Origin of the sequence: Rahnella sp. EDr1-12 (assembly GCF_049206505.1) — a bacterium.
Classification (GTDB): Bacteria; Pseudomonadota; Gammaproteobacteria; order Enterobacterales; family Enterobacteriaceae; genus Rahnella; species Rahnella rivi.
Map to the genome: position 1 here is coordinate 1704034 of NZ_JBLZNY010000001.1, position 21286 is coordinate 1725319.

The 21286-nt window shown below is 52.8% G+C and carries 17 protein-coding genes and 1 other annotated feature; of the genes, 8 read left to right on the forward strand and 9 right to left on the reverse strand.

The annotated features are described in order from the left end of the window. The first annotated feature begins 190 nt into the window (after positions 1-190). Positions 191-1618, forward strand: coding sequence for an alanine/glycine:cation symporter family protein (locus ACO0U8_RS07865; RefSeq protein WP_421670573.1), 1428 nt, complete (start codon positions 191-193; stop codon positions 1616-1618). 112 nt (positions 1619-1730) lie between these two features. Continuing rightward, a complete protein-coding gene (gene yaaA / locus ACO0U8_RS07870) occupies positions 1731-2504 on the forward strand; it encodes a peroxide stress protein YaaA (protein WP_421670574.1) in 774 nt (257 codons plus the stop codon). A 67-nt stretch (positions 2505-2571) separates the two neighbouring features. Here yaaA and thrC read toward each other — a convergent pair whose 3' ends face one another. The 5 genes from thrC to ACO0U8_RS07895 form a co-directional block, all read right to left on the reverse strand. Further along, positions 2572-3861 (reverse strand): threonine synthase, encoded by a 1290-nt coding sequence (thrC, locus tag ACO0U8_RS07875; RefSeq protein ID WP_421670575.1) that lies wholly within the window; start codon positions 3859-3861, stop codon positions 2572-2574. A 24-nt stretch (positions 3862-3885) separates the two neighbouring features. Next, a complete protein-coding gene (thrB, locus tag ACO0U8_RS07880) occupies positions 3886-4815 on the reverse strand; it encodes a homoserine kinase (protein WP_056776750.1) in 930 nt (309 codons plus the stop codon). Position 4816: 1 nt separating this feature from the next. Further along, complete coding sequence (thrA, locus tag ACO0U8_RS07885) at positions 4817-7276, reverse strand: bifunctional aspartate kinase/homoserine dehydrogenase I (protein WP_122094232.1); 2460 nt, start codon at positions 7274-7276, stop codon at positions 4817-4819. A gap of 38 nt (positions 7277-7314) precedes the next feature. Continuing rightward, positions 7315-7431 (reverse strand) — a sequence feature (Thr leader region). Next, positions 7370-7438, reverse strand: coding sequence for a thr operon leader peptide (gene thrL / locus ACO0U8_RS07890; RefSeq protein WP_071823645.1), 69 nt, complete (start codon positions 7436-7438; stop codon positions 7370-7372). (Overlaps the previous feature by 62 nt.) A gap of 216 nt (positions 7439-7654) precedes the next feature. After that, positions 7655-8341 carry a tRNA/rRNA methyltransferase gene (locus ACO0U8_RS07895; RefSeq protein WP_421670576.1) on the reverse strand — a complete coding sequence of 229 codons (687 nt, stop codon included), beginning with the start codon at positions 8339-8341 and terminating at the stop codon, positions 7655-7657. A 668-nt stretch (positions 8342-9009) separates the two neighbouring features. Between ACO0U8_RS07895 and arcA the strand changes: the two genes are divergently transcribed. Beyond that, positions 9010-9726 carry a two-component system response regulator ArcA gene (gene arcA, locus ACO0U8_RS07900; protein WP_056776736.1) on the forward strand — a complete coding sequence of 239 codons (717 nt, stop codon included), beginning with the start codon at positions 9010-9012 and terminating at the stop codon, positions 9724-9726. A 106-nt stretch (positions 9727-9832) separates the two neighbouring features. Here arcA and creA read toward each other — a convergent pair whose 3' ends face one another. Then, complete coding sequence (gene creA / locus ACO0U8_RS07905) at positions 9833-10315, reverse strand: protein CreA (protein WP_056776733.1); 483 nt, start codon at positions 10313-10315, stop codon at positions 9833-9835. A gap of 208 nt (positions 10316-10523) precedes the next feature. Between creA and robA the strand changes: the two genes are divergently transcribed. Beyond that, complete coding sequence (robA, locus tag ACO0U8_RS07910) at positions 10524-11387, forward strand: MDR efflux pump AcrAB transcriptional activator RobA (protein ID WP_056776728.1); 864 nt, start codon at positions 10524-10526, stop codon at positions 11385-11387. 11 nt (positions 11388-11398) lie between these two features. On the opposite strand, the gene gpmB is transcribed toward robA, so the two are convergent. After that, on the reverse strand, positions 11399-12046 hold the full coding sequence (gene gpmB / locus ACO0U8_RS07915) for a 2,3-diphosphoglycerate-dependent phosphoglycerate mutase GpmB (protein ID WP_056776725.1): 648 nt from the start codon (positions 12044-12046) through the stop codon (positions 11399-11401). A 51-nt stretch (positions 12047-12097) separates the two neighbouring features. On the opposite strand from gpmB, the gene yjjX reads away from it, so the two are divergent. Further along, positions 12098-12631, forward strand: a complete 534-nt coding sequence (yjjX, locus tag ACO0U8_RS07920; protein ID WP_056776720.1) for an inosine/xanthosine triphosphatase — start codon at positions 12098-12100, stop codon at positions 12629-12631. A gap of 22 nt (positions 12632-12653) precedes the next feature. Here yjjX and trpR read toward each other — a convergent pair whose 3' ends face one another. Both trpR and sltY read right to left on the reverse strand, forming a co-directional pair. Continuing rightward, on the reverse strand, positions 12654-13004 hold the full coding sequence (gene trpR, locus ACO0U8_RS07925; protein WP_056776717.1) for a trp operon repressor: 351 nt from the start codon (positions 13002-13004) through the stop codon (positions 12654-12656). Between the two features lie 55 nt (positions 13005-13059). Then, positions 13060-14988: a murein transglycosylase gene (gene sltY / locus ACO0U8_RS07930; RefSeq protein WP_056776714.1), complete on the reverse strand. Its 1929-nt coding sequence runs from the start codon at positions 14986-14988 to the stop codon at positions 13060-13062. Between the two features lie 636 nt (positions 14989-15624). Between sltY and ACO0U8_RS07935 the strand changes: the two genes are divergently transcribed. The 3 genes from ACO0U8_RS07935 to ettA all read left to right on the forward strand — a co-directional run bounded on the left by ACO0U8_RS07935 (position 15625) and on the right by ettA (position 21251). After that, a complete protein-coding gene (locus ACO0U8_RS07935; RefSeq protein WP_390974220.1) occupies positions 15625-18363 on the forward strand; it encodes a cation-transporting P-type ATPase in 2739 nt (912 codons plus the stop codon). Positions 18364-18684: 321 nt separating this feature from the next. Further along, positions 18685-19365, forward strand: a complete 681-nt coding sequence (gene rcsA / locus ACO0U8_RS07940; RefSeq protein ID WP_421670577.1) for a transcriptional regulator RcsA — start codon at positions 18685-18687, stop codon at positions 19363-19365. Between the two features lie 218 nt (positions 19366-19583). Then, positions 19584-21251, forward strand: a complete 1668-nt coding sequence (gene ettA, locus ACO0U8_RS07945; RefSeq protein ID WP_072158104.1) for an energy-dependent translational throttle protein EttA — start codon at positions 19584-19586, stop codon at positions 21249-21251. The last annotated feature ends 35 nt before the right edge of the window (positions 21252-21286 follow it).

Below are 21286 nucleotides of genomic sequence, written 5' to 3' on the forward strand. Positions count from 1 at the left end.
AGGCGCAAGGCGCTTATCGCGGCATGCTCGGCTACGAACATCATGGATTTTCCCACCTTCCAAAACACACAAAATCAGCCAAAATGAATATATTCCCCGTCACGTAAAAAAGGTATGTTAGCCCTCCCGCAGCGAGGCGCACGCACGGAGTGGATAAAAATGATGAAAGGTAATCAAACAAGGATAAGTCATGAATGAGTTACTGGAATTTTTCGATACAGTTCTCTGGAGTTCGATCCTGATTTATCTGTTGTTAGGCACCGGTATTTATCTCAGCTTCCGCCTCGGCTTTATTCAGTTCCGCCGCTTTCGCCATCTCTTTTCCCGCGCACCGTTCAAACGTCATCCCGACGCCCGGGGCTTGTCCGTATGGAGCGTATTTTGCCTGAGCATGTCCTCAAGAATGGGGACAGGTAATCTGACCGGCGTGGCGATTGCGCTGACGCTGGGCGGGCCAGGTGCCATATTCTGGATGTGGGTGATTGCGGTATTCAGTATGGCCACCGGGATGATAGAAAATACGCTGGCGCAAATTTATAAAAGCCCCGGCAACAAAGGTCGTTTCCGTGGCGGCCCCGCGGATTACATGGAGAAAGGTCTGGGCATGCGCTGGATGGGCATCCTGTTTTCCATTTTGATCGTCATTTCCTGCGGATTCATTTTTATCGCCTTGCAGGCCAATGCTATCGCACAGGCCTCCTCCCGGTTTTTAGACACGCCCGCGCTGACCACCTCCTTCGTACTGGCCGCACTGACGGCCATACTGATTTTTGGCGGCATAAGCGCGATAACGCGGCTGGCGAACAAACTCATGCCCTTCATCGCCCTCGGCTATTTGCTGCTGGCTGTCTGGGTCATTGGTCATCATGTGGAAAAACTGCCGCAGGTTCTGGCGCTGGTGTTCAAAAGCGCCTTTGGTTTGCAGGAAGCGGCTTCCGGCGCGCTGGCGTACGGTATGACGCAGGCCATCACGCAGGGCATGCAGCGCGGTGTGTTTGCCAGCGAAGCGGGGGTTGGATCCTCGCCTAACGCCGCCGCAATGGCTTCGGTAAGTCATCCGGCGGCGCTGGGTTTTAATCAGATGCTGGCCGTATTTATCGATACTGTAGTGATTTGTACCGCGACGGCGTTGATCATTCTGACCTCCGGCGCGCTCGCAAATCCCGGTGCACCGTCCGGAATTGCCCTGCTCCATCAGGCCATTTCTCCTGCGATACCGGGCTGGAGCAATGTCGTGCTGGCGGCACTGGTGTTTACGTTTGCGTTCACCTCCATCTGCGGAAATTACGCCTATGCGGAAAACAACCTCGGCTTTGTGCGCAGCGAAAGGGGCGGGAAATTACTGGCTTTTCGTTTACTGGTGATTGCGATGGTATTCGGCGGCTGCCTGATGGAATTACAGGTCTTATGGAAACTGGCGGATATCTTCATGGCTCTGATGGCCCTTCTCAATCTGACCGCCCTGCTGTTGCTGTCAGGCATTGCCGTCAAAGTCGTGAAAGACTATGAACGTCAGCAGCGCATGGGGAAAATCCCCGTGTTTAATCCGAACCATTTTCCTGAACTGCGCGGCCAGCTTGAGCCGGGTATCTGGGATAAAAATCCGCATCAAAACTGATTTTCCCTATCGCTGTTATTTTCACCAGCGCGCTATTTCACTGACTTTTTTGCTACAGTAGTGCAACGAAAAATTCCTGAATCTGAACCGTCACTGACCAAACGGACGCACTATGCTGACCATTATTTCTCCTGCTAAAACGCTCGATTACGAAAGCCCGCTTGCGACAACGCGCTACACCCAGCCTGAACTGCTGGAAAAATCCAGTGAGCTGATCACCGTGGCGCGTAAAATGTCCCCTGCGCAGATATCTTCCCTGATGGGGATCAGCGACAAACTGGCCCATCTGAACGCGGAAAGGTTCAACGACTGGCAGCCCGATTTCACGCCGAAGAATGCGCGCCAGGCGCTGCTGGCCTTCAAAGGGGACGTGTATACCGGCTTACAGGCAGAAGATTTCAGCGAGAAAGACTTCGATTTTGCCCAGAAACATCTGCGCATGTTGTCCGGTTTGTATGGCCTGCTGCGTCCGCTGGATCTGATGATGCCCTACCGTCTGGAAATGGGTATCCGCCTGGAAAATCCGCAGGGCACGAATCTTTATGCTTTCTGGGGCGAATTACTGACTGAGAAACTGAACCTGTTGCTCAGCGAACATAAAAGCAAAGTACTGGTGAACCTGGCCTCCGACGAATATTTTAAAGCGGTGAAACCTAAACTTCTGGATGGGGAGATCATCAAGCCCGTCTTCCTCGATGAAAAAAATGGCAAATACAAAGTCATCAGCTTCTACGCCAAAAAAGCCCGCGGTCTGATGAGCCGGTTTATCATCAAAGAGCGTCTGGATAAGCCGAAACAGCTTCAGGATTTCAATCTGGAAGGTTACGCATTTGATGAATCACGTTCACAGGGCAATGAGCTGGTATTTACCCGCCCTGAACGCTGATTTCCCTGAGTGACAGACATAAAAAAGCCCTCCTGAAGAGGGCTTTTGCCTTTCTGACGCACAGCCTTTATTCAGGCAGTGCCATCAGGAATGCACGCATTTCGCTGAAATCAGCCGGCAGGTTATGCGACAGCAGCGGTAAATCCGCGCGTTCAGCCAGTTCTTTCGGCAAGCCGATATCCTGACCCAAAATCGATTCCACGCTTTCTTTGAATTTCGCCGGATGCGCGGTGCCGATAAACAGGCCGAACTCGCCCGGTTGCAGCTGATCGCGCAGCACGCGGTAAGCAATTGCGGCGTGCGGCTCAGAGATATAACCGAGGTCCGCCAGCTCGCGCATCGCGTCTTCGGTGGTGTCATCGCTGACGGCACCAAAACCGAGATCTTTCAGTTGCCAGATCTTGCGGCGGTACAACTCTTCCACGCGCGGCCAGTTGTTAGGCTGGCTGACGTCCATCGCATTCGACAGCGTCGCGACGGTTTTCTTCGGTTCCCATTCCCCGTTAGACAGGAAACGTGGCACCGTGTCGTTGGCGTTAGTTGCCGCAATAAAGCGTTTGATCGGCAGGCCCAGAGATTTCGCCAGCAAACCGGCGGTCAGATCGCCGAAGTTACCGCTTGGTACCGACACAACCAGCTGATTGCGCGCTTCCTGCGGCAGTTGGGCAACGGCTTCGAAGTAATAGCAGATCTGCGCCAGCAGACGGCTGATGTTGATAGAGTTCGCCGAGTTCAGCTTCAGCGCGTGTTTCAGCTCTTCATCATCAAAGGCATGCTTGACCAGCGCCTGACAGGCATCGAAATCGCCATCAATCGCCACGGTATGAATATTGCCACCGAGCGTACAGAACAGTTTTTCCTGCAGCGGGCTGATTTTGCCGCGCGGATACAGAATAACAACGCGCACATTTTTCATACCGTGGAAAGCATGCGCCACTGCCGCACCGGTATCCCCGGAGGTTGCGGTCAGAATGGTCACCGGCTGATCGCCAGACACCTGAGTCAGGATCTGCGCCATGAAGCGGCCACCGAAATCTTTAAACGCCAGCGTCGGGCCGTGGAACAGCTCCAGGCAGGCGATGTCTTCTTCCACTTTGGCGACCGGCGCCGGGAAGGCAAACGCATTTTTCACACGCTGATGTAACGCTTCTTCAGGGATTTCATCGCCGATGAAAGCAGAAAGAATATGGCTGCTGCGGGTGACGAAATCCAGCTCCAGCAAGCGGTCGATTTCGGTCAGTTCAAATTCAGGCAGATCCAGCGGGAAGAATAAACCCTGCTGTTTTCCTAAACCTTGTTTAACTGCCTGAGCAAAGCTGACCTGCTCGTTGTGATCCTTCAGGTTGTACAGTTTCATTTGTTATCCCAGTAAATTTTCGAGTTATCCCAATACCCGCGCGCCCGCGGTATCAAGACGACAAATATGAACAAAACCTTCGTCATTTTGCAGATAGTGCGCCTGCAACCAGTCAGCCATGCGTTTCGCCGTGGCGCTGTCGTTACACACTGCAAACAGCGTCGGGCCGGAACCGGAAATCCCGCAGGCCAGCGCACCGATTTCTTCTGCGGCGGTGCGTGCTTCCGCAAAGCCCGGCAGCAGACGAGTGCGATACGGTTCAGCAATCACGTCTTTCATCAGCTTCGCCGCCAGCGCGGGTTGCTGGGTATGGCAGGCGTGAATAAAGCCCGCCAGATAACGGCCATGGCTGATGCAATCCTGACGGCGATACTGTGCCGGTAAGATTGCCCGAGCTTCCGCCGTTGAAACTTTAATCCCCGGATACGCCATCACCCACAGCCAGTCGTCAAAACTCGGCACGTTCTGGCTGATGATATCCAGCTCTTCCAGCATCAGCTGAATGCCGCCCAGATAGCACGGCGCGACGTTGTCAAAATGTACGCTGCCGGAAATACGCCCTTCCAGCTCTCCCATTAGCGACAGCATCTGGTTTTCACTTAACGGCTTGCCGCAGAATTCATTCATCGCCATCAGACCGGCAACCACCGAGCATGCGCTGGAACCCAGACCGGATCCGATCGGCATGTTTTTTTCCAGCGTCATCGCCACCGGCACTTCCTTGCCGATTTCCTGACAGAAACGCTGCCAGCACTGATAGACAATGTTGTCTTCCATGCGGTCTGGCAGTTTGGAGACAAACTTGCCTTCACTTTTCAGGCTAAATTCTGTGGCAGCTTCAACCGACACACAGTCGCCGAGCAGCGTACCGTCCACCGGAGAAACTGCCGCGCCCAGCACGTCGAAACCGACGCTGACGTTCCCAATTGAAGCCGGGGCATACACCTTAACCATATTAAACTCCTAACTTCCATGACAGCGTTCGCAAAAGATCGGCAAACACACCTGCTGCCGTCACATCATTACCGGCACCGTAACCACGCAGAACCAGCGGCAACGGCTGATAATAGCGACTATAAAACGCCAGCGCATTCTCACCATTTTTTACTTTATAAAGCGGGTCATTACCATCGACGGCATCGATTTTCACTTTGCAACGCCCCTCTTCGATAGCACCGACATAACGCAGTACCTTGCCCTCTGCGGTAGCCTCGGCCACGCGTTTGGCGAATTGTGCATCCAGTTCCGGCAGACGCGCCACAAATTCATTCACGTTGCCTTCTGCATTGAAGGAAGACGGTAAAACAGATTCCACCTCGATATCCGTCAGCTCCAGCTTGTATCCGGCTTCACGCGCCAGAATCAGCAACTTACGGGCAACGTCCATACCGGAAAGATCATCACGCGGATCCGGCTCGGTATAGCCCATTTCCTTCGCCTGCAAGGTCGCCGCAGACAGTGACATGCCTTCATCCAGTTTACCGAAGATGAACGATAACGAACCGGAAAGGATGCCGGAGAATCGCAGCAGTTCGTCACCGGCGTTCAGCAGGTTTTGCAGGTTTTCGATCACCGGCAAACCCGCACCGACGTTGGTGTCGTACAGGAATTTACGGCGCGAACCATCCGCCGCTTTGCGCAACTGGTGGTAGTAATTCATCGATGAGGTGTTGGCTTTTTTGTTCGGCGTAACAACGTGGAAACCGTCTGTCAGGAAATCGGCATACTGATCGGCCACTTCCTGGCTGGACGTACAGTCGACGATCACCGGATTGAGCAGATGATATTCTTTGACCAGACGGATCAGGCGCCCCAGATTCAGCGGCTCTTTCGCGGCGGCCAGCTCCTGCTGCCAGCTGTCGAGCGCAATGCCGTGAACGTTGGTCAGCAACGCGCGGGAATTGGCGATACCGCAAACGCGCAGATCGATATGTTTGGTTTTCAGCCATGCCTGCTGACGGCGGATCTGTTCGATCAACGCGCCGCCCACACCGCCGACGCCGATCAGGAATACTTCGATCACCTGATCGGTGTTAAACAGCATCTGGTGGCTGACACGCACACCAGTAGTCGCATCGTCGTTATTGACGACAACAGAAATTGAACGCTCAGAAGAACCCTGGGCAATCGCCACAATATTGATGTTGGCACGCGCCAGCGCAGAGAAGAATTTCGCCGAGATCCCGCGCAGCGTCCGCATGCCGTCGCCGACCACGGAAATCACCGCCAGTTTTTCCATCACGTCGAGCGGCTCAAGCAGGCCGTCTTTCAGTTCCAGATAGAATTCGTCTTCCAGCGCCTTACGCGCGCGCTCCAGCTCATTTTGCGGCACACAGAAACTGATGCTGTATTCAGACGAGGACTGAGTGATCAGAACGACGGAAATGCCTGAACGGGACATCACCGCAAAAACGCGCGCCGCCATGCCGATCATCCCTTTCATACCCGGCCCGGACACGTTGATCATCGCCATGTTGTTCAGGTTGGTAATGCCTTTCACCGGCGTGTTATCGCCAAGGCTTTCACTGCCAATCAGGGTACCCGGCGCCTGCGGGTTAGTGGTGTTTTTGATGAGACAAGGGATCTGGAACTGAGCAATAGGCAGGATGGTACGCGGATGAAGCACTTTCGCACCAAAGTACGACAGCTCCATCGCTTCCTGATACGACATCGATTTCAGCAGGCGGGCATCGGGCACAATGCGCGGGTCACAGGTATAGACACCGTCAACATCGGTCCAGATTTCGCAGCAGTCAGCGCGTAAACACGCTGCCAGCACGGCGGCGGAATAGTCAGAGCCGTTGCGCCCCAGCACCACCAGTTCGCCTTTGTCGTTACCGGCGGTGAAACCGGCCATCAGCACAATGTGGTCAGCGGGAATGGCACTTGCCGCAATGCGACGGGTGGATTCATTGATATCTACGGTGGATTCAAGGTAATGGCCTTGCGCGAGCAGCTTCTCAACCGGATTGATCACGGTGACGCCAAAGCCTTTGGCAATAAATACGGCTTCCATGATGGCGATAGAGAGTTTTTCGCCACGACAGATGATTGAGGCGTTGACGCTGTCCGGGCACTGGCCCAGCAGGGTGATGCCGTGCAGCAACTGTTTGAGCTGAGCGAATTCCTGATCCACATAGGCTTTCACTTTTGCCAGATCAAAGCCCGGTTGTGCGTCCGCCAGACCCGAGATCAGCTGTCCGAAAATGCTTTCTGCATCACTCATGATGGTGTGAATGTCCTGTCCTGCGACAGTTCGCTCAATCATGGCGACCAGATAGTTGGTAATTTTGGCAGGTGCAGATAATACCGTTGCGACCTGTCCCTGACGCGCATTGCTTTCCATAATGTCCGCAACCCGCAAGAAGCGTTCTGCGTTTGCTACCGAGGTCCCGCCAAATTTCAACACTCGCATTTCTGATTCTCTCCTGAAGCTCGTCGTTTTAAAGTGTTAAAAAAAAAGCCCGCACTGGTTAGGTGCGGGCTTTTTTCTTTTTTCCTGTACGCGTCAGCCCGCCCCGTTACCTGTGGTATCGGTGGTGGTAATAATTGTTGTGTTCAGGCTGATGATTCGCATTTTTATCTTCTGTCTGTCTTAGAGTTTTTACGCTGTCTGCCTCTATTAGCTAAAGCATAAGGCACAACAAGTCAAATTTTTTCTGGTTTTACGCTGACGGTCACGGTCGTAACAAAATGAACAATCCGCTGCACGTAAAGTAAATTCCAGTTCAAATAGCAGGGTTATTCAGTTTATCCGGAATATTGCACTACCGTAAAGAATAAACCCCTCACATCATTGGTTCAGCTTTTTTTCGATGTCATGCAGCAAAGTGTGCAGCATTGCAGCATCCCGCTGCTGCAAAAGTCCGAGGCGCTGATGCACCCAGTCGGCCAGTTTTTGATCATCTTCAGCCCCGACGTTTTCCAGTAATCGGCCCACCCGCGAACGCAAGGCAGACAACTGCCCTGCCTCGGCATTTTCCGCACGTGCAGCGGCAACCTGGTTGAGCGACGACAGCTGGTAACAGAAAACCATCACCGCCTGCCCGAGATTCAGAGACGGGTAATCAGCCACCATCGGCACACCCGTGAGGATGTCGGCGAGCTCAAGCTCTTCGTTCGTCAGGCCTGAATCTTCACGCCCAAACACCAGCGCCGCATGGTTCACCCACTGACTTTTTTCTTCCAGCTGCGTCAGCAAATCCGGCGGCGTGCAGTAATAGTGGAAGCGCGCACGGCTGCGGGCAGTGGTCGCCACCGTAAAATCGATATCGGCCAGTGCCTCCGCCAGCGTGGTGAAATGCAGGGCATTTTGCAGGATCTCCTGCGAACCATGCGCCACCCAGCCCGCTTCCGGTTTCAGATGCGCTTCGCTGTCGACAATACGCAAGGATGCGAAGCCCATGGTTTTCATGGCTCGTGCCGCCGCCCCGACATTTTCAGGGCGCGCAGGTGAAACCAAAATAATATGAAGTTGCATGTCGTACCTTCGCAAAGAGTGGGAGAGATAATGTCGGGTGTGGTTCAGCGATGAATTTTTGCCCTGCGCCAGACCTTATTCAATGCTTATATTATTCACAAGAACTTAACAGCCGACGGAATATATTCATCCATTTTATCGGAAAACCGAAGCTGACAGTAAAAAAAGGTGCTGGCGCGGTTAAGCAAACTTTATTAAAATTTAAATCATTATTTTTCATAAGGATATATAATACTCACTCATCCATTTTTTGCATTTATCTCGGTCAACTTAATGAATTGCTGAATCGTGTACAATAAAGGACGAAATGTGACTCAAGCGTGCATTCTTATAAGTGTTTTTCACGTTTCTGTTACCGTGCTACAATTGAACTTGATATATGTCAACAAACCGTAGTTTTGTTGGGTGGTAATTTCGGCACTCGCTGTTATATTGCTGTTAATAGGGTTAGGATATGCGCCGCTTTAGGACCACGTGGAACTGCAGAAAGTGGAATCCCTGACCGAGCTTGCGATGTTGTTGCCGTTGATGGAAATTGCATCGAGAACGCGTTTACGTACTTTAGTCATGTAACGAGTGAGATGGCCAGTAAGCCGTCGAAATTCATCGGGATAACAAGGACTTCTGTACTCCTATTTTCTATTTGTTGGCAATCTTAGGTAGCAATCATGCAGACCCCACATATTCTGATCGTCGAAGACGAGTTAGTGACACGTAATACGTTAAAGAGCATTTTTGAAGCAGAAGGCTACATGGTACATGAAGCCAATGATGGCGCAGAAATGCACCACATCCTGTCCGAAAATGACATCAATCTGGTTATCATGGACATCAACCTGCCGGGCAAAAATGGCCTGCTGCTGGCACGCGAACTGCGTGAACAAGCCAGCGTTGCACTGATGTTCCTGACCGGCCGCGACAATGAAGTTGATAAAATTCTGGGTCTTGAAATCGGCGCAGATGATTACATCACCAAGCCGTTCAACCCACGTGAGCTGACCATCCGCGCTCGCAACCTGCTTTCCCGCACGATGAACCTGGGTACTGCCGGTGAAGAACGTCGTCTGGTAGAAAGCTACAAATTTAATGGCTGGGAATTAGACATCAACAGCCGTTCACTGATCAGCCCTCAGGGTGAGCAGTACAAATTACCGCGCAGTGAATTCCGCGCCATGCTGCACTTCTGTGAAAACCCGGGCAAGATCCAAACCCGTGGCGATTTGCTGAAGAAAATGACTGGCCGTGAGCTGAAACCTCATGACCGTACGGTGGACGTGACTATCCGTCGCATCCGTAAGCATTTCGAAGCGACGCCTGACACACCTGAAATCATCGCCACCATTCACGGCGAAGGCTACCGTTTCTGCGGTGATCTGGAAGACTGATCCCCGGCCCGCATACAGAAGGTTGCCAACCGTTCTGTTGCCACAGGTATCAAACGTAAAAGGCCAGCGAAAGCTGGCCTTTTCTATAGCAGGATGACACCCTGATTTACGGTGCCGGATGCCCCCAGGGAATGATCGGCACGGCGCTCAGCGCATTTTTCGGCGAACCATCAACGACTTTATCGGAATAGCTCAGATAAATAAGGGCGTTGCGTTTCTCATCGTAGAACCGAACCACCTGAAGCTTTTTAAACACCAGTGATGTCCGTTTCTGAAAAACAACCTCCCCCTTATCTTTCGCTTGTTTAATTTTGTCACTCAGTTCAATCGGCCCGACCTGCTGACAGGAAATCGCAGCATCAGAAGTATCTTCCGCCAGACCCAGCCCGCCCTTAATACCGCCGGTTTTTGCACGGCTGATATAACAGGTTACATTTTTAATATCAGGATCATCAAAGGCCTCGACCACGATCTTGTGATCCGGACCGAACAGTTTAAAGACCGTATCTACCGACCCCACCTGCTCTGCATGCGCAGCACCAGAACAAAAAACAAACATCCCAAAAACAAAAATCCAACACTTTTTCATTAAGTTACTCCACGTCATAAGCATGACGTTGTTTTCTATAGAAACCCCATTCAGAAAGCGTTTATTCACACTTTCAGAGTGAAATACTCTGTAACACCCGCGAATAGCACAGATAGCCAAAAAATTCTTAAGAAGTCTTATCTCGAAAAAGTTGCTATTATGCCGACCATCATTCTGTGCATTTATCTTAGCTCAACGAGGACGATCTATGGATCAAGCAGGAATCATTCGTGACCTTCTTAGCTGGTTAGAAACCCATTTAGACCAGCCTTTGTCACTCGACAATGTCGCAGCCAAGGCTGGCTATTCCAAGTGGCACCTGCAGCGCATGTTTAAAGATGTCACCAATAACGCTATTGGCGCATACATACGCGCACGTCGTCTCTCTAAAGCGGCCGTCGCACTTCGTCTCACCAGCCGCCCGATTTTAGATATCGCCCTGCAATACCGTTTTGACTCTCAACAAACGTTTACCCGGGCCTTTAAAAAACAGTTTGCCCAGACGCCTGCGCTGTATCGCCGTGCTGAAGACTGGCATTCGTTCGGCATTTGTCCGCCTATCCGTCTCGGTGCTTTCATTCTGCCGCAGCCTGAGTATATCTCACTGCCGGAACAACACCTGATTGGGATGACGCAGAGTTACGCCTGTACGCTGGAGCAAATTACCACGTACCGTAACGAGATGCGCCGTCACTTCTGGCGCCAGTACATTGGTGAAGCGAAAACCCTGCCGCCAGTCCTCTACGGCCTGCACCATTCGCGTCCAAGTCAGGAAAAGGATGATGAGCAGGAAGTCATGTACACCACGGCGCTGGAACCGAATCATTTGCCGGAAAACGTTGAAGGTCAGCCGATTGTGTTACAGGAAGGGGAATATGCCATGTTCCACTACAGTGGCACGCCTGAGCATTTGCAGGAATTCATTCTGACCTTGTACAGCACCTGTCTGCCGACCCTGAAACTGACGCGCAGAAAGGGACAGGACATCGAACGCTTCTACACCAACGGCCGGGCGCCGGGTACGACGCCGACCGAAATAGAATGTGATTACCTGATCCCAATCCGCCGCTAACGCCTCTGGCGTTAGCGTTGTAATTCGTCCAAAGCGGGCTGATCCAGATGTGAGATATCGCCCGCTGTTTCCACTATCCAGCCACTCGCCAGCCAGGCGCTTTCCTGATGATCGACTCGCGACAGCGAGCAGTTACGCAACCGCAGACGACGCTCAGCATAAGCAGGCAACCCCAGGATCGTACTGATCAGACTGCCCAGCGCAATGCCGTGGCTGACCAGCAGAGGCTTGCTGCCCGCAGGCAGATCCAGACAACTGTCGAGCGCGGCGCGCATCCGGGTTGCCAGTTCGGTCATGGTTTCGCCTTGCGGAATACGCCCTTCCGGCGAACCGTCCACCATCTGCTTACGCCAGATTTCTTCCTGTTCCGTCAGACCATCGAGAATACGCTCTTCGAGTACGCCCATATGCAACTCCCGCAGGCGCGGTTCGTTGATCACTTCACAGCCACAGGCATCAGCGATAATCTGTGCGGTGTGACGGGTACGCCCCAAATCACTGGTGATAACGTGAGTGATGCCTTCGTTGCGCACACGCTCCGCCACCTGACGGGCCTGAAAAAGACCTTTTTCCGTCAGCGGGCTGTCTGACTGCCCCTGAATACGGCGCGCTGCGTTCCATTCTGTTTCGCCATGACGGACGAGATATACCTGTAACATGAGTGTTTTCCGTTATACTGCGTGAAATTTGCTAAAGGATGCTAAAACTCTATGTACCATGTTGTCGCTGCAACCACTAACCCGGCAAAGATCAAAGCTATCGCCATGGCTTTTGAAGATATTTTCGGCGCTGAGGCATTCCGCATCGAAGGTGTTGACGTCGACAGTGGTGTACCCAATCAGCCCATCGGCAGCAATGAAACCCGCACCGGAGCGCGTCATCGCGTGATCGGCGCACGTCAGGTTCGCCCGGAAGCTGACTTCTGGGTCGGCGTGGAAGCCGGTATCGAAGACAATATGACGTTCGCCTGGATGGTGATTGAGAACATGCACCAGCGCGGTGAATCCCGCTCAGCCAGCCTGATGTTACCTGAAATCATTTTACAGGGAATCAACCAGGGCAGTGAACTGGGGGATGAGATGGAAAAACTGACGGGTATCGCAGAAGTGAAACGCAAAGGCGGTGCCATTGGTGTGTTTACAGCAGGGAAACTGACCCGCACCAGTGTTTACCATCAGGCGCTGGTACTGGCCTTAGCGCCCTTCCATAATGCGGTTTATCAGATAAGATCGCTGACACATTAAATTTATGATCAAAACGGACGCATCAGTCGTCCGTTTTGTCTGCCGAAGATCCCTCCGTCAACAGTTGCTCTCCCAGCCATGCCTTCAGCGGTGCCGGCGCGTTCTTCAGGCCGTTGGAACCGCGCGTAATCGTGGCGATCCCCGCACCTAACTGACTCTTCAGCTCCCGCTGGCTCATCTCCCCGCGCATCAGCTCCTGAATAATCCGCACCCGCGTGCCGAGCGCCGCACGTTCGTCGGGCGTCAGCAGCAGTTGCAAGAGATCCTGATGCAGATTTTCAGCAAAAGATTGCTGTAGCAGTGCCAGAAAGCACTGCCAGTCCTCATTGCCTTGTTGGGAAAGAGCAGGGTCATTGAGCGGTCGTTGAGTCATGTTTGGCTGCCATACTATTGAACTAGTACAGCAGTTTAACATAGACAACCGGCGATCAGTAACGCCTCTGCCATTCGGCATCCGTCAATATTTTGGCGGGTTGATGTAAAAAATAGCGATAAAACGCATCATATGCCAACACATTTTTAACATATCGGCGTGTTTCAGAGAACGGGATGCTTTCGACAAAGGCGACAGAATCGACCCTGCCCGCACTGTTGCCAAGCCAGGTATTCACACGCGAAGGCCCGGCGTTGTAAGCGGCGCTGGCAAGAATACGGTTGCGGCCAAACATCTGATAGACGTATTCCAGATAGCTGGTACCGATAGTGATATTCATCTGCGGATCCAGCAACTGCGCCGGATTGCTGTAACCCTGCAAACTGAACATATCCACCGTGTGCTGCGCGGTGGCAGGCATGACCTGCATCAGACCCGCCGCGCCAACCGGCGAACGGGCTTTAGGATTCCACGCACTTTCCTGACGGGCAATCGCCATCGCATAACTTTGCGTGATGCCTTTATCATTGGTCGCACGGCGGAATTCATCCGGCCAGGCAAGCGGGAAACGTTCTTCCAGATAATCCCACAGCTTGCCGGTGATGGTCGCCTGCACGCTCAGATCCGGCCATTTTTGTTCGAAAGCATAACGTGCCAGCGCCGACTGCTGAGATTCACTGCGGCTGCTCACCAGATAGCTCCACTCGGTGCGCGCCAGATTATCCATCTGCCAGTACATCAGCTCGCGAACGCGCGCCACTTCCGGCAATTTGCCAATGCTGGCATCCGGTCTGGCGGCAACGGAAATCTGCATCGGATACGCGACATTCAGCTTCTGAGCCGCGGCCATCGGATAGAAACCACGCCCTTTCATCAAGGTGCGCAGCATCGCCTCGCCCTGCGTTTTCTGCCCTTTGTCGATCATCACTGAAGCACGCCAGTACTGCCATTCGTCTTCTTGCAGCGCGTCCTGCGGCAAACGTTCCAGCCACTGGCTTAAACCCTGACGGTCACCGGCGGCCAGCGCCATACGGATGCGACGTTCCACCAGCGTGGTGGAATGGCTGCGCAGAATCACGTTATCGCGCCATGCCGCCTGTTCAGAGGTGACATCGCTGCCCATGTAGCGCCAGGCGACAGCCTCTTCCAGTTCAAGACGATCGCTGTCGCTCATCTTCTGCAACCGTGCCAGCACCGGGATCATCGAGCGCGCATTTTCTGAATCATCGCGCGCAATGCGGGCGAACGTAATGCTGGTCGCGTTACGGGTGAAATCGGTCGGCCCTACGCTGCGTGCAAAGCTTTCAATGGTGTTGGGATTGTTTTGCAGCGCCAGCAGCGCATCGCGCATGGTCTGATAATCCGGTGGCAACTGTTTCGCCAGGAAGTTAACCAGGTTGGTATTCCCGGCTTTCATCGCCAGACCGATACGCTGCAATGTGGTCAGCGCGGTTTGATTCCCGGCGCCCTGCCACACGTTGAACAGTTTATCGCAGGTATTCGGCAATGAAGTGCCGGTCAGCCAGATGTCTTTGGCGCCGTCGAAAGCCGTTTTCTGATCGCCGGTCGCCCATTTTGCATAATAGTAGTTACAGCGGGCAGCGACGGGCTTTGGTGGCTGCGGGCTGAAAGAAAGCAGACTGTTCCAGTCCTGACGGCGCGCCAGCTCGTTGACGAAACGAGAAGGCAACGAGCGCGCAGGCGGTAATGTCGGGTTCGCTTTCACAAAAGCGTTGATCTGGGCAGGCGTCGCCTCGCCAAGATCCTGCGTCAGCTGACGGTATTCGAGGTAGGGATAAAGCGGATAATCTTCCAGCGTTGGCATCAGTTGACTGACGACATCCATCTGGTTGCTGTCCCATGCCTGTTTAATCTGCATGTAATGCTGACGCTGTGCGTCGAGGGAATCTGCTTTCGCCACGCCCGAAACCGTCACCAGCAACATGCTCATTGCCAGCGAGTGCCATCTGTCCACCTTGACCATACTTACCTTTATCCTCGCGGGTTGTGTTTCTTGCTGCGCAGACTGCACAGGAATTGCCCTGCAGACGCTCTGAAATTCTTGCCGGAACCGTTATGCGTTATTCAGACCTCGACTACGCTAATCGATTCATTTTTAAAATTGAAGTAATGCCGCCGCGACATCACAAACTTTACACAGTGTGGTGCAAGCAGTGCGCGGTTACCAGACGTGGCCGGACGTTTTTACTTCACGCCTTTACTTTATGCGAGGTAATACCCGCATTATTATTGAGTGAATAACAATATTCTTAGGATTATTCACGATAATAGATAGCTTCCTTACTATCACATAAATAATAAGCCCATAACAAAGCTGAGATATATTTACGCTAATTTACATTGATATTTGATTCCTAAACGATTACTAAATGAAAATGCATTAATACGGATAATCTTAAAATTTATATTTCATTGTTTTTAATGAAAAAAACTATTAAAAGCGAACGTAACAAAGTATTTCTTAACTCAGATCAAAAACCTTAAATACGATTAAATTATCATCTCACTCATATTGTAAAAGCGGTCTTAATATTCTCCGCCATTACATCGGTGAATTAATTAATCAGCGACACTCCTTTACTCGCTTACGGAAAACATTATGAACCATTCATCTAGTGCAGTAAAAACGAATGCCAGCCCTTCTTCTTCAGCACCGCCAGATAACAAAACCTGGTATCAGCTGAGCGGTAAAGAAGCCATGTTACGTCTGGGTACCGGCGAAAATGGTCTGAGCCAGCCGGATGCGACCGAACGTCTGAAAGAATACGGGCCAAATGCATTACCTGAAAAACAAACCAAAAGCGCGCTGATGCGTTTTCTGGCGCACTTCAATGATGTTCTGATTTATATCCTGCTGGCAGCTGCGGTGGTGACCGGCGCAATGGGCCACTGGGTCGATACCTTTGTGATCCTCGGCGTGGCAGTAGTCAACGCGATGATTGGCTTTTTGCAGGAAAACAGCGCAGAGAAGTCACTGAAAAGTATTCAGAATATGCTCTCAAGCCAGGCCGTCGTGCTGCGCGACGGACAGGTGCAAACCATCAATGCCGACCAGCTTGTGCCCGGTGATATCGTGCAACTGCGTCCCGGCGACAAAATTCCGGCTGACCTGCGCATTATCAGCGCCCATAACCTGCAGGTCGAAGAAGCGATCCTCACCGGTGAATCCACCGTTGTGACCAAAAATGCCCATGTGATCGATGGCGAAGTGATGATTGGCGATCGCCACAATCTGCTGTTCTCCGGCACGATGATCAGCGGCGGTACTGCGTCCGGTGTGGTTTATGCCACCGGTAAAGACACCGAACTCGGCCACATCAATCAGATGATGTCGGCGATTAAGCCGCAGCGTACGCCGCTGTTGCAGCAAATCGACAAACTGGGCAAAGGCATTTTCGCCCTGATTTTACTGATGATGGCGTTCCTGTTCGTCTTCGCTTTCATCCTGCGTGATATGCCACTCGGCGAGCTGCTGTTGTCGCTGATTAGCCTGGCTGTCGCCTCGGTGCCGGAAGGTTTACCGGCCATTATCTCGATTATTCTCTCCCTGGGCGTTCAGTCGATGGCGCGTAATCACGCCATTATCCGTAAGCTGCCGACTGTCGAAACCCTGGGTTCCATGACCGTGATCTGCTCGGATAAAACCGGCACGCTGACCATGAATGAAATGACCGTCAAGGCCGTGATCCTGGCAGACCGGGTCTATAACGTCGAAGGCGAAAGCTACCAGCCGAAAGGCCGCATCGTTGACGCGCAAACGCACAAACAGGTCGATGTGATCAACACGCCGGTGCTCAATACCTTCATCACCGCCGTGGATCTGTGTAACGATAGCCAGCTGATGCAGGACGAAAAAGGCCACTGGGGCATCACCGGCGGACCCACGTCCGGCGCCCTGAAAGTGCTGGCAGCCAAATCGAATCTGAACACCGGCAAGGTCGAGCCACTGGATAAAATTCCGTTCGATTCCAAGCACAAATACATGTCTACCCTGCAACGCATTGACGGCAAAACGCAGCTGTTCCTGACCGGCGCACCGGATGTTCTGTTCTCGCTGGCTAAATTTGAGCTGACTGAAAACGGCATTACGCCTTTCCGCCGCGCATACTGGGAAGAAGAAATGGCGCGCTATGCCCGTCAGGGTCTGCGCATGGTCGCAGCGGCGTTTAAAGATGAGCCAGAGATCAACGGCGATTTGGATCATGATGATTTGCAGGACGGTCTGATCTTCGCCGGTATTGCCGGGATGATGGATCCACCGCGTCCCGAAGCGATTGACGCCATTGCTCAGTGCCAGCAGGCCGGGATCCGCGTGAAAATGATCACCGGTGACCACCAGGAAACGGCGATGGCTATCGGTAAAATGTTAGGCATCGGTAACAGCGGCGACTCCATCACCGGCTACCAGCTGGAGCACATGGATGACACCGAACTGGCGATTGCCGCCAGTCAGTACGATATTTTCGCCCGAACCAGCCCTGAGCATAAGCTGCGTCTGGTAAAAGCGTTACAGGATACCGGTGAAGTGGTGGGCATGACCGGCGATGGCGTGAACGATGCGCCCGCGCTGAAACAAGCCGACGTCGGCATCGCGATGGGCATCAAAGGGACAGAAGTCACCAAAGAAGCGGCAGACATGGTGCTTACCGATGACAACTTTGCGACGATTGCCAGTGCGGTGAAAGAAGGACGTCGGGTATACGACAACCTCAAGAAAACCATTCTGTTTATTTTACCGACTAACCTCGCGCAGGGGCTGCTGATCATCCTGGCGATTCTGGCTGGCGCGGTCATTCCGCTCACCCCGGTGCAGATCTTATGGATGAACATGGCCACCTCGACCACGCTCTCTTTCGGTCTGGCCTTCGAGCCCGCGGAGAAAGGCATGATGCGTCGCGCACCGCGCGCACCGGGTCAGCACGTTCTCGACCTGTACTCTGTCTGGCGTATCGCGTTCGTGGGGATTCTGATCGCCTGCAGCGCCTTTATCCTCGAAGCCTGGATGCAGCCGCGTGGCTACAGCAGCGATCTTATCCGCACCGTGCTGTTGCAAACGCTGGTCACCGCGCAGTGGGTGTACATGTTTAACTGCCGCGTCATGGACCGTTTCCCGCTGACCCGCGAAGTGTTCGTCAACAAAGGTCTGTGGATTGTCTCCGGCGTATTACTGGTGTTGCAGCTGGCGCTGATTTACCTGCCGGTGATGAACAACCTGTTCGGCACCGTGCCAATGCCACTGAAATTCTGGGGAATTACGCTGGTGGTCGGTGCGATGATCTTCATTATCGTCGAAATCGAAAAATGGCTGGTTAACCGCTACATCCGCAAAAAAGTCTGACCTTAATGCAACCTGCCGGGCTATATTCTGTAGCCCGGTTTTTTTGTCATAAAAGTAACATATTCAAATAATTCAGCCTCACCGGCGCTCATTTCGTCTCAAATTTCACACAAAACATCCCAAAGCCCGTACAACTGATTTACATCAACCCGCCCCCGACTTATTACTCTGCCCAAGGGTATTCCCGGCGCACAGCCATTTCAGCTTCCCCGCTCACCGGCGATTTTCAGGACACTACCCGATAGATCCTCAGCAGTTTCATAAAAACGAGCTCTTTCTGCGCAAGCAGAACCACATGGAGCCAAAAATAGGTAACTCACGATGTCATCGCTCATTGTAGATAAGTGCTTTTACACACAGCTGGCATTGCAGTCACTTTTGCAACTCAACGGACAACATCAGAAAGACATTCTTTCGCTAAAGGACATTACTGAGCTGCAAACTGCCTGCAAGTCTCTGACACCTGAAATCATCTTTGTAAATGAAGACTGCTTTATGTCGGATGTGCAGGCGGGCCTGGCGTTAAAAGCCGTGATCAACGCCCATCCCGGCACGCTGTTTTTTGTGTTTATTTCCAAAGATAACCTGAATTATCAGAACTATGTCCCGATCCGCCACAACGTCATCATTGTGTCGAAATCCATCCGCACGACCACTATCTATCAGCTTATCGCTCCTAACCTGCAAATCTCACGGGCGATAGAAATCGGGGTTCCGTTAGATCTCACTCCGGTCAGCCTGAGCCGCACCGAGTTCAGCATTCTGAAAATGTGGATGTCAGGGCTGGATACGCTGAACATTTCACAGCATCTGAATATCAAACAAAAAACCGTCGCATCGCACAAAGGCAATATTAAGCGCAAGGTCAAAACACACAACAAACAGGCGATTTATCATGTGGTTAAACTCACGGATATTCTGACTTCCGGTATGTTTGTTGGCCGCCCTCACCCTCTGCGCCCCGCCAGTGAATCCGGAGAAATCGCCCTGACTGCCGGTTAAATACTGACTGCCTGACACTGCGCCAGCAACATTCTCGTCTTACTGTGAAGCTGATGGTTGGGAACACGACTGAAACACGCTAAACTTGCCGGTCGGAACCCTTACCAGTCATGCCGCAGTCAGGCGGGGCTGGCTTAATTCGCCGCAGCGCCCGTTGGATCAACCTGTTCTGATCCGGCACACACGCACGGCCCGCAGAGAAAGAGGCTCAAAACAACGTGGCTCAATACGTATATTCCATGCATCGCCTCGGCAAAGTTGTTCCGCCGAAGCGTCATATTCTTAAGAACATCTCCCTGAGTTTCTTCCCTGGCGCCAAAATCGGTGTTTTGGGTCTGAACGGTTCAGGTAAATCCACGCTGCTGCGCATCATGGCCGGTATCGATACCGACATCGAAGGTGAAGCACGCCCGCAACCCGACCTGAAAATCGGCTATCTGCCGCAGGAACCGCAGCTGAACATGGAACACACCGTGCGTGAGTCCGTGGAAGAAGCCGTTTCTGAAGTCGTTGGCGCGTTAAAACGCCTTGATGAGGTGTACACGCTGTACGCCGATCCGGAGGCTGATTTCGATAAACTGGCCGCCGAACAGGGTCGTCTGGAAGAGATCATTCAGGCGCATGACGGCCACAACCTGAACAGCCAGCTGGAACGCGCCGCCGATGCGCTGCGTCTGGCCGACTGGGATGCGAAAGTCGCTACCCTGTCCGGGGGTGAACGTCGCCGTGTAGCATTGTGCCGCCTGCTTCTGGAAAAACCAGACATGCTGCTGCTCGACGAACCGACCAACCACCTGGATGCAGAATCCGTGGCCTGGCTGGAACGCTTCCTGCACGACTTCGAAGGCACCGTTGTGGCGATCACGCATGACCGTTACTTCCTCGATAACGTGGCCGGATGGATCCTGGAGCTTGACCGCGGTGAAGGTATTCCGTGGGAAGGTAACTACTCCAGCTGGCTGGAACAGAAAGATGAACGTCTGGCGCAGGAAGCCTCTTCTGAAGCCGCTCGTCGTAAATCTATCGAGAAAGAGCTGGAATGGGTACGTCAGGGCGCGAAAGGCCGTCAGTCTAAGGGCAAGGCCCGTCTGGCACGCTTTGAAGAGCTGAACAGCACCGAATACCAGAAACGTAACGAAACCAACGAACTGTTTATTCCACCGGGTCCGCGCCTGGGCGATAAAGTCGTTGAAGTGAAAAACCTGAGCAAATCGTACGGCGATCGCGTTCTGATCGACGATTTGTCCTTCACCGTGCCGAAAGGCGCGATCGTCGGGATCATCGGTCCGAACGGCGCGGGTAAATCCACGCTGTTCCGCATGATGTCGGGTCAGGAACAACCGAACGGCGGCACGATTGAGCTGGGCGATACCGTGAAACTGGCCTCCGTGGATCAGTTCCGTGATTCCATGGACAACAGCAAAACCGTGTGGGAAGAAGTCTCCGGTGGTCAGGACATCATGCGTATCGGCACCACCGAAATGCCAAGCCGTGCCTACGTGGGCCGCTTCAACTTCAAAGGTGTTGATCAGGGCAAACGCGTCGGCGAACTGTCCGGCGGTGAGCGTGGTCGTCTGCATCTGGCGAAACTGCTGCAGGTTGGCGGTAACATGTTGCTGCTCGATGAACCGACCAACGATCTCGACATTGAAACCCTGCGCGCACTGGAAAACGCCTTGCTGGAGTTCCCGGGCTGCGCCATGGTCATTTCCCATGACCGCTGGTTCCTTGACCGTATCGCGACCCATATCCTCGATTATCAGGATGAAGGTAAAGTCGAATTCTTCGAAGGTAACTTCACCGAATACGAAGAATATAAAAAACGTACGTTGGGTGCTGAAGCGTTAGAGCCGAAGCGCATCAAATACAAGAAAATCATCAAGTAACCTTTTTACTGATGTCTCTGAGGCCCGGAAACGGG

Bases quoted from the DNA above. Each gene is read 5' to 3' on its own strand.
- ACO0U8_RS07865 (WP_421670573.1), top strand. From the start codon at position 191: ATGAATGAGTTACTGGAATTTTTCGATACAGTTCTCTGGAGTTCGATC.
- yaaA (WP_421670574.1), top strand. From the start codon at position 1,731: ATGCTGACCATTATTTCTCCTGCTAAAACGCTCGATTACGAAAGCCCG.
- thrC (WP_421670575.1), bottom strand. From the start codon at position 3,861: ATGAAACTGTACAACCTGAAGGATCACAACGAGCAGGTCAGCTTTGCT.
- thrB (WP_056776750.1), bottom strand. From the start codon at position 4,815: ATGGTTAAGGTGTATGCCCCGGCTTCAATTGGGAACGTCAGCGTCGGT.
- thrA (WP_122094232.1), bottom strand. From the start codon at position 7,276: ATGCGAGTGTTGAAATTTGGCGGGACCTCGGTAGCAAACGCAGAACGC.
- ACO0U8_RS07895 (WP_421670576.1), bottom strand. From the start codon at position 8,341: ATGCAACTTCATATTATTTTGGTTTCACCTGCGCGCCCTGAAAATGTC.
- arcA (WP_056776736.1), top strand. From the start codon at position 9,010: ATGCAGACCCCACATATTCTGATCGTCGAAGACGAGTTAGTGACACGT.
- creA (WP_056776733.1), bottom strand. From the start codon at position 10,315: ATGAAAAAGTGTTGGATTTTTGTTTTTGGGATGTTTGTTTTTTGTTCT.
- robA (WP_056776728.1), top strand. From the start codon at position 10,524: ATGGATCAAGCAGGAATCATTCGTGACCTTCTTAGCTGGTTAGAAACC.
- gpmB (WP_056776725.1), bottom strand. From the start codon at position 12,046: ATGTTACAGGTATATCTCGTCCGTCATGGCGAAACAGAATGGAACGCA.
- yjjX (WP_056776720.1), top strand. From the start codon at position 12,098: ATGTACCATGTTGTCGCTGCAACCACTAACCCGGCAAAGATCAAAGCT.
- trpR (WP_056776717.1), bottom strand. From the start codon at position 13,004: ATGACTCAACGACCGCTCAATGACCCTGCTCTTTCCCAACAAGGCAAT.
- sltY (WP_056776714.1), bottom strand. From the start codon at position 14,988: ATGGTCAAGGTGGACAGATGGCACTCGCTGGCAATGAGCATGTTGCTG.
- ACO0U8_RS07935 (WP_390974220.1), top strand. From the start codon at position 15,625: ATGAACCATTCATCTAGTGCAGTAAAAACGAATGCCAGCCCTTCTTCT.
- rcsA (WP_421670577.1), top strand. From the start codon at position 18,685: ATGTCATCGCTCATTGTAGATAAGTGCTTTTACACACAGCTGGCATTG.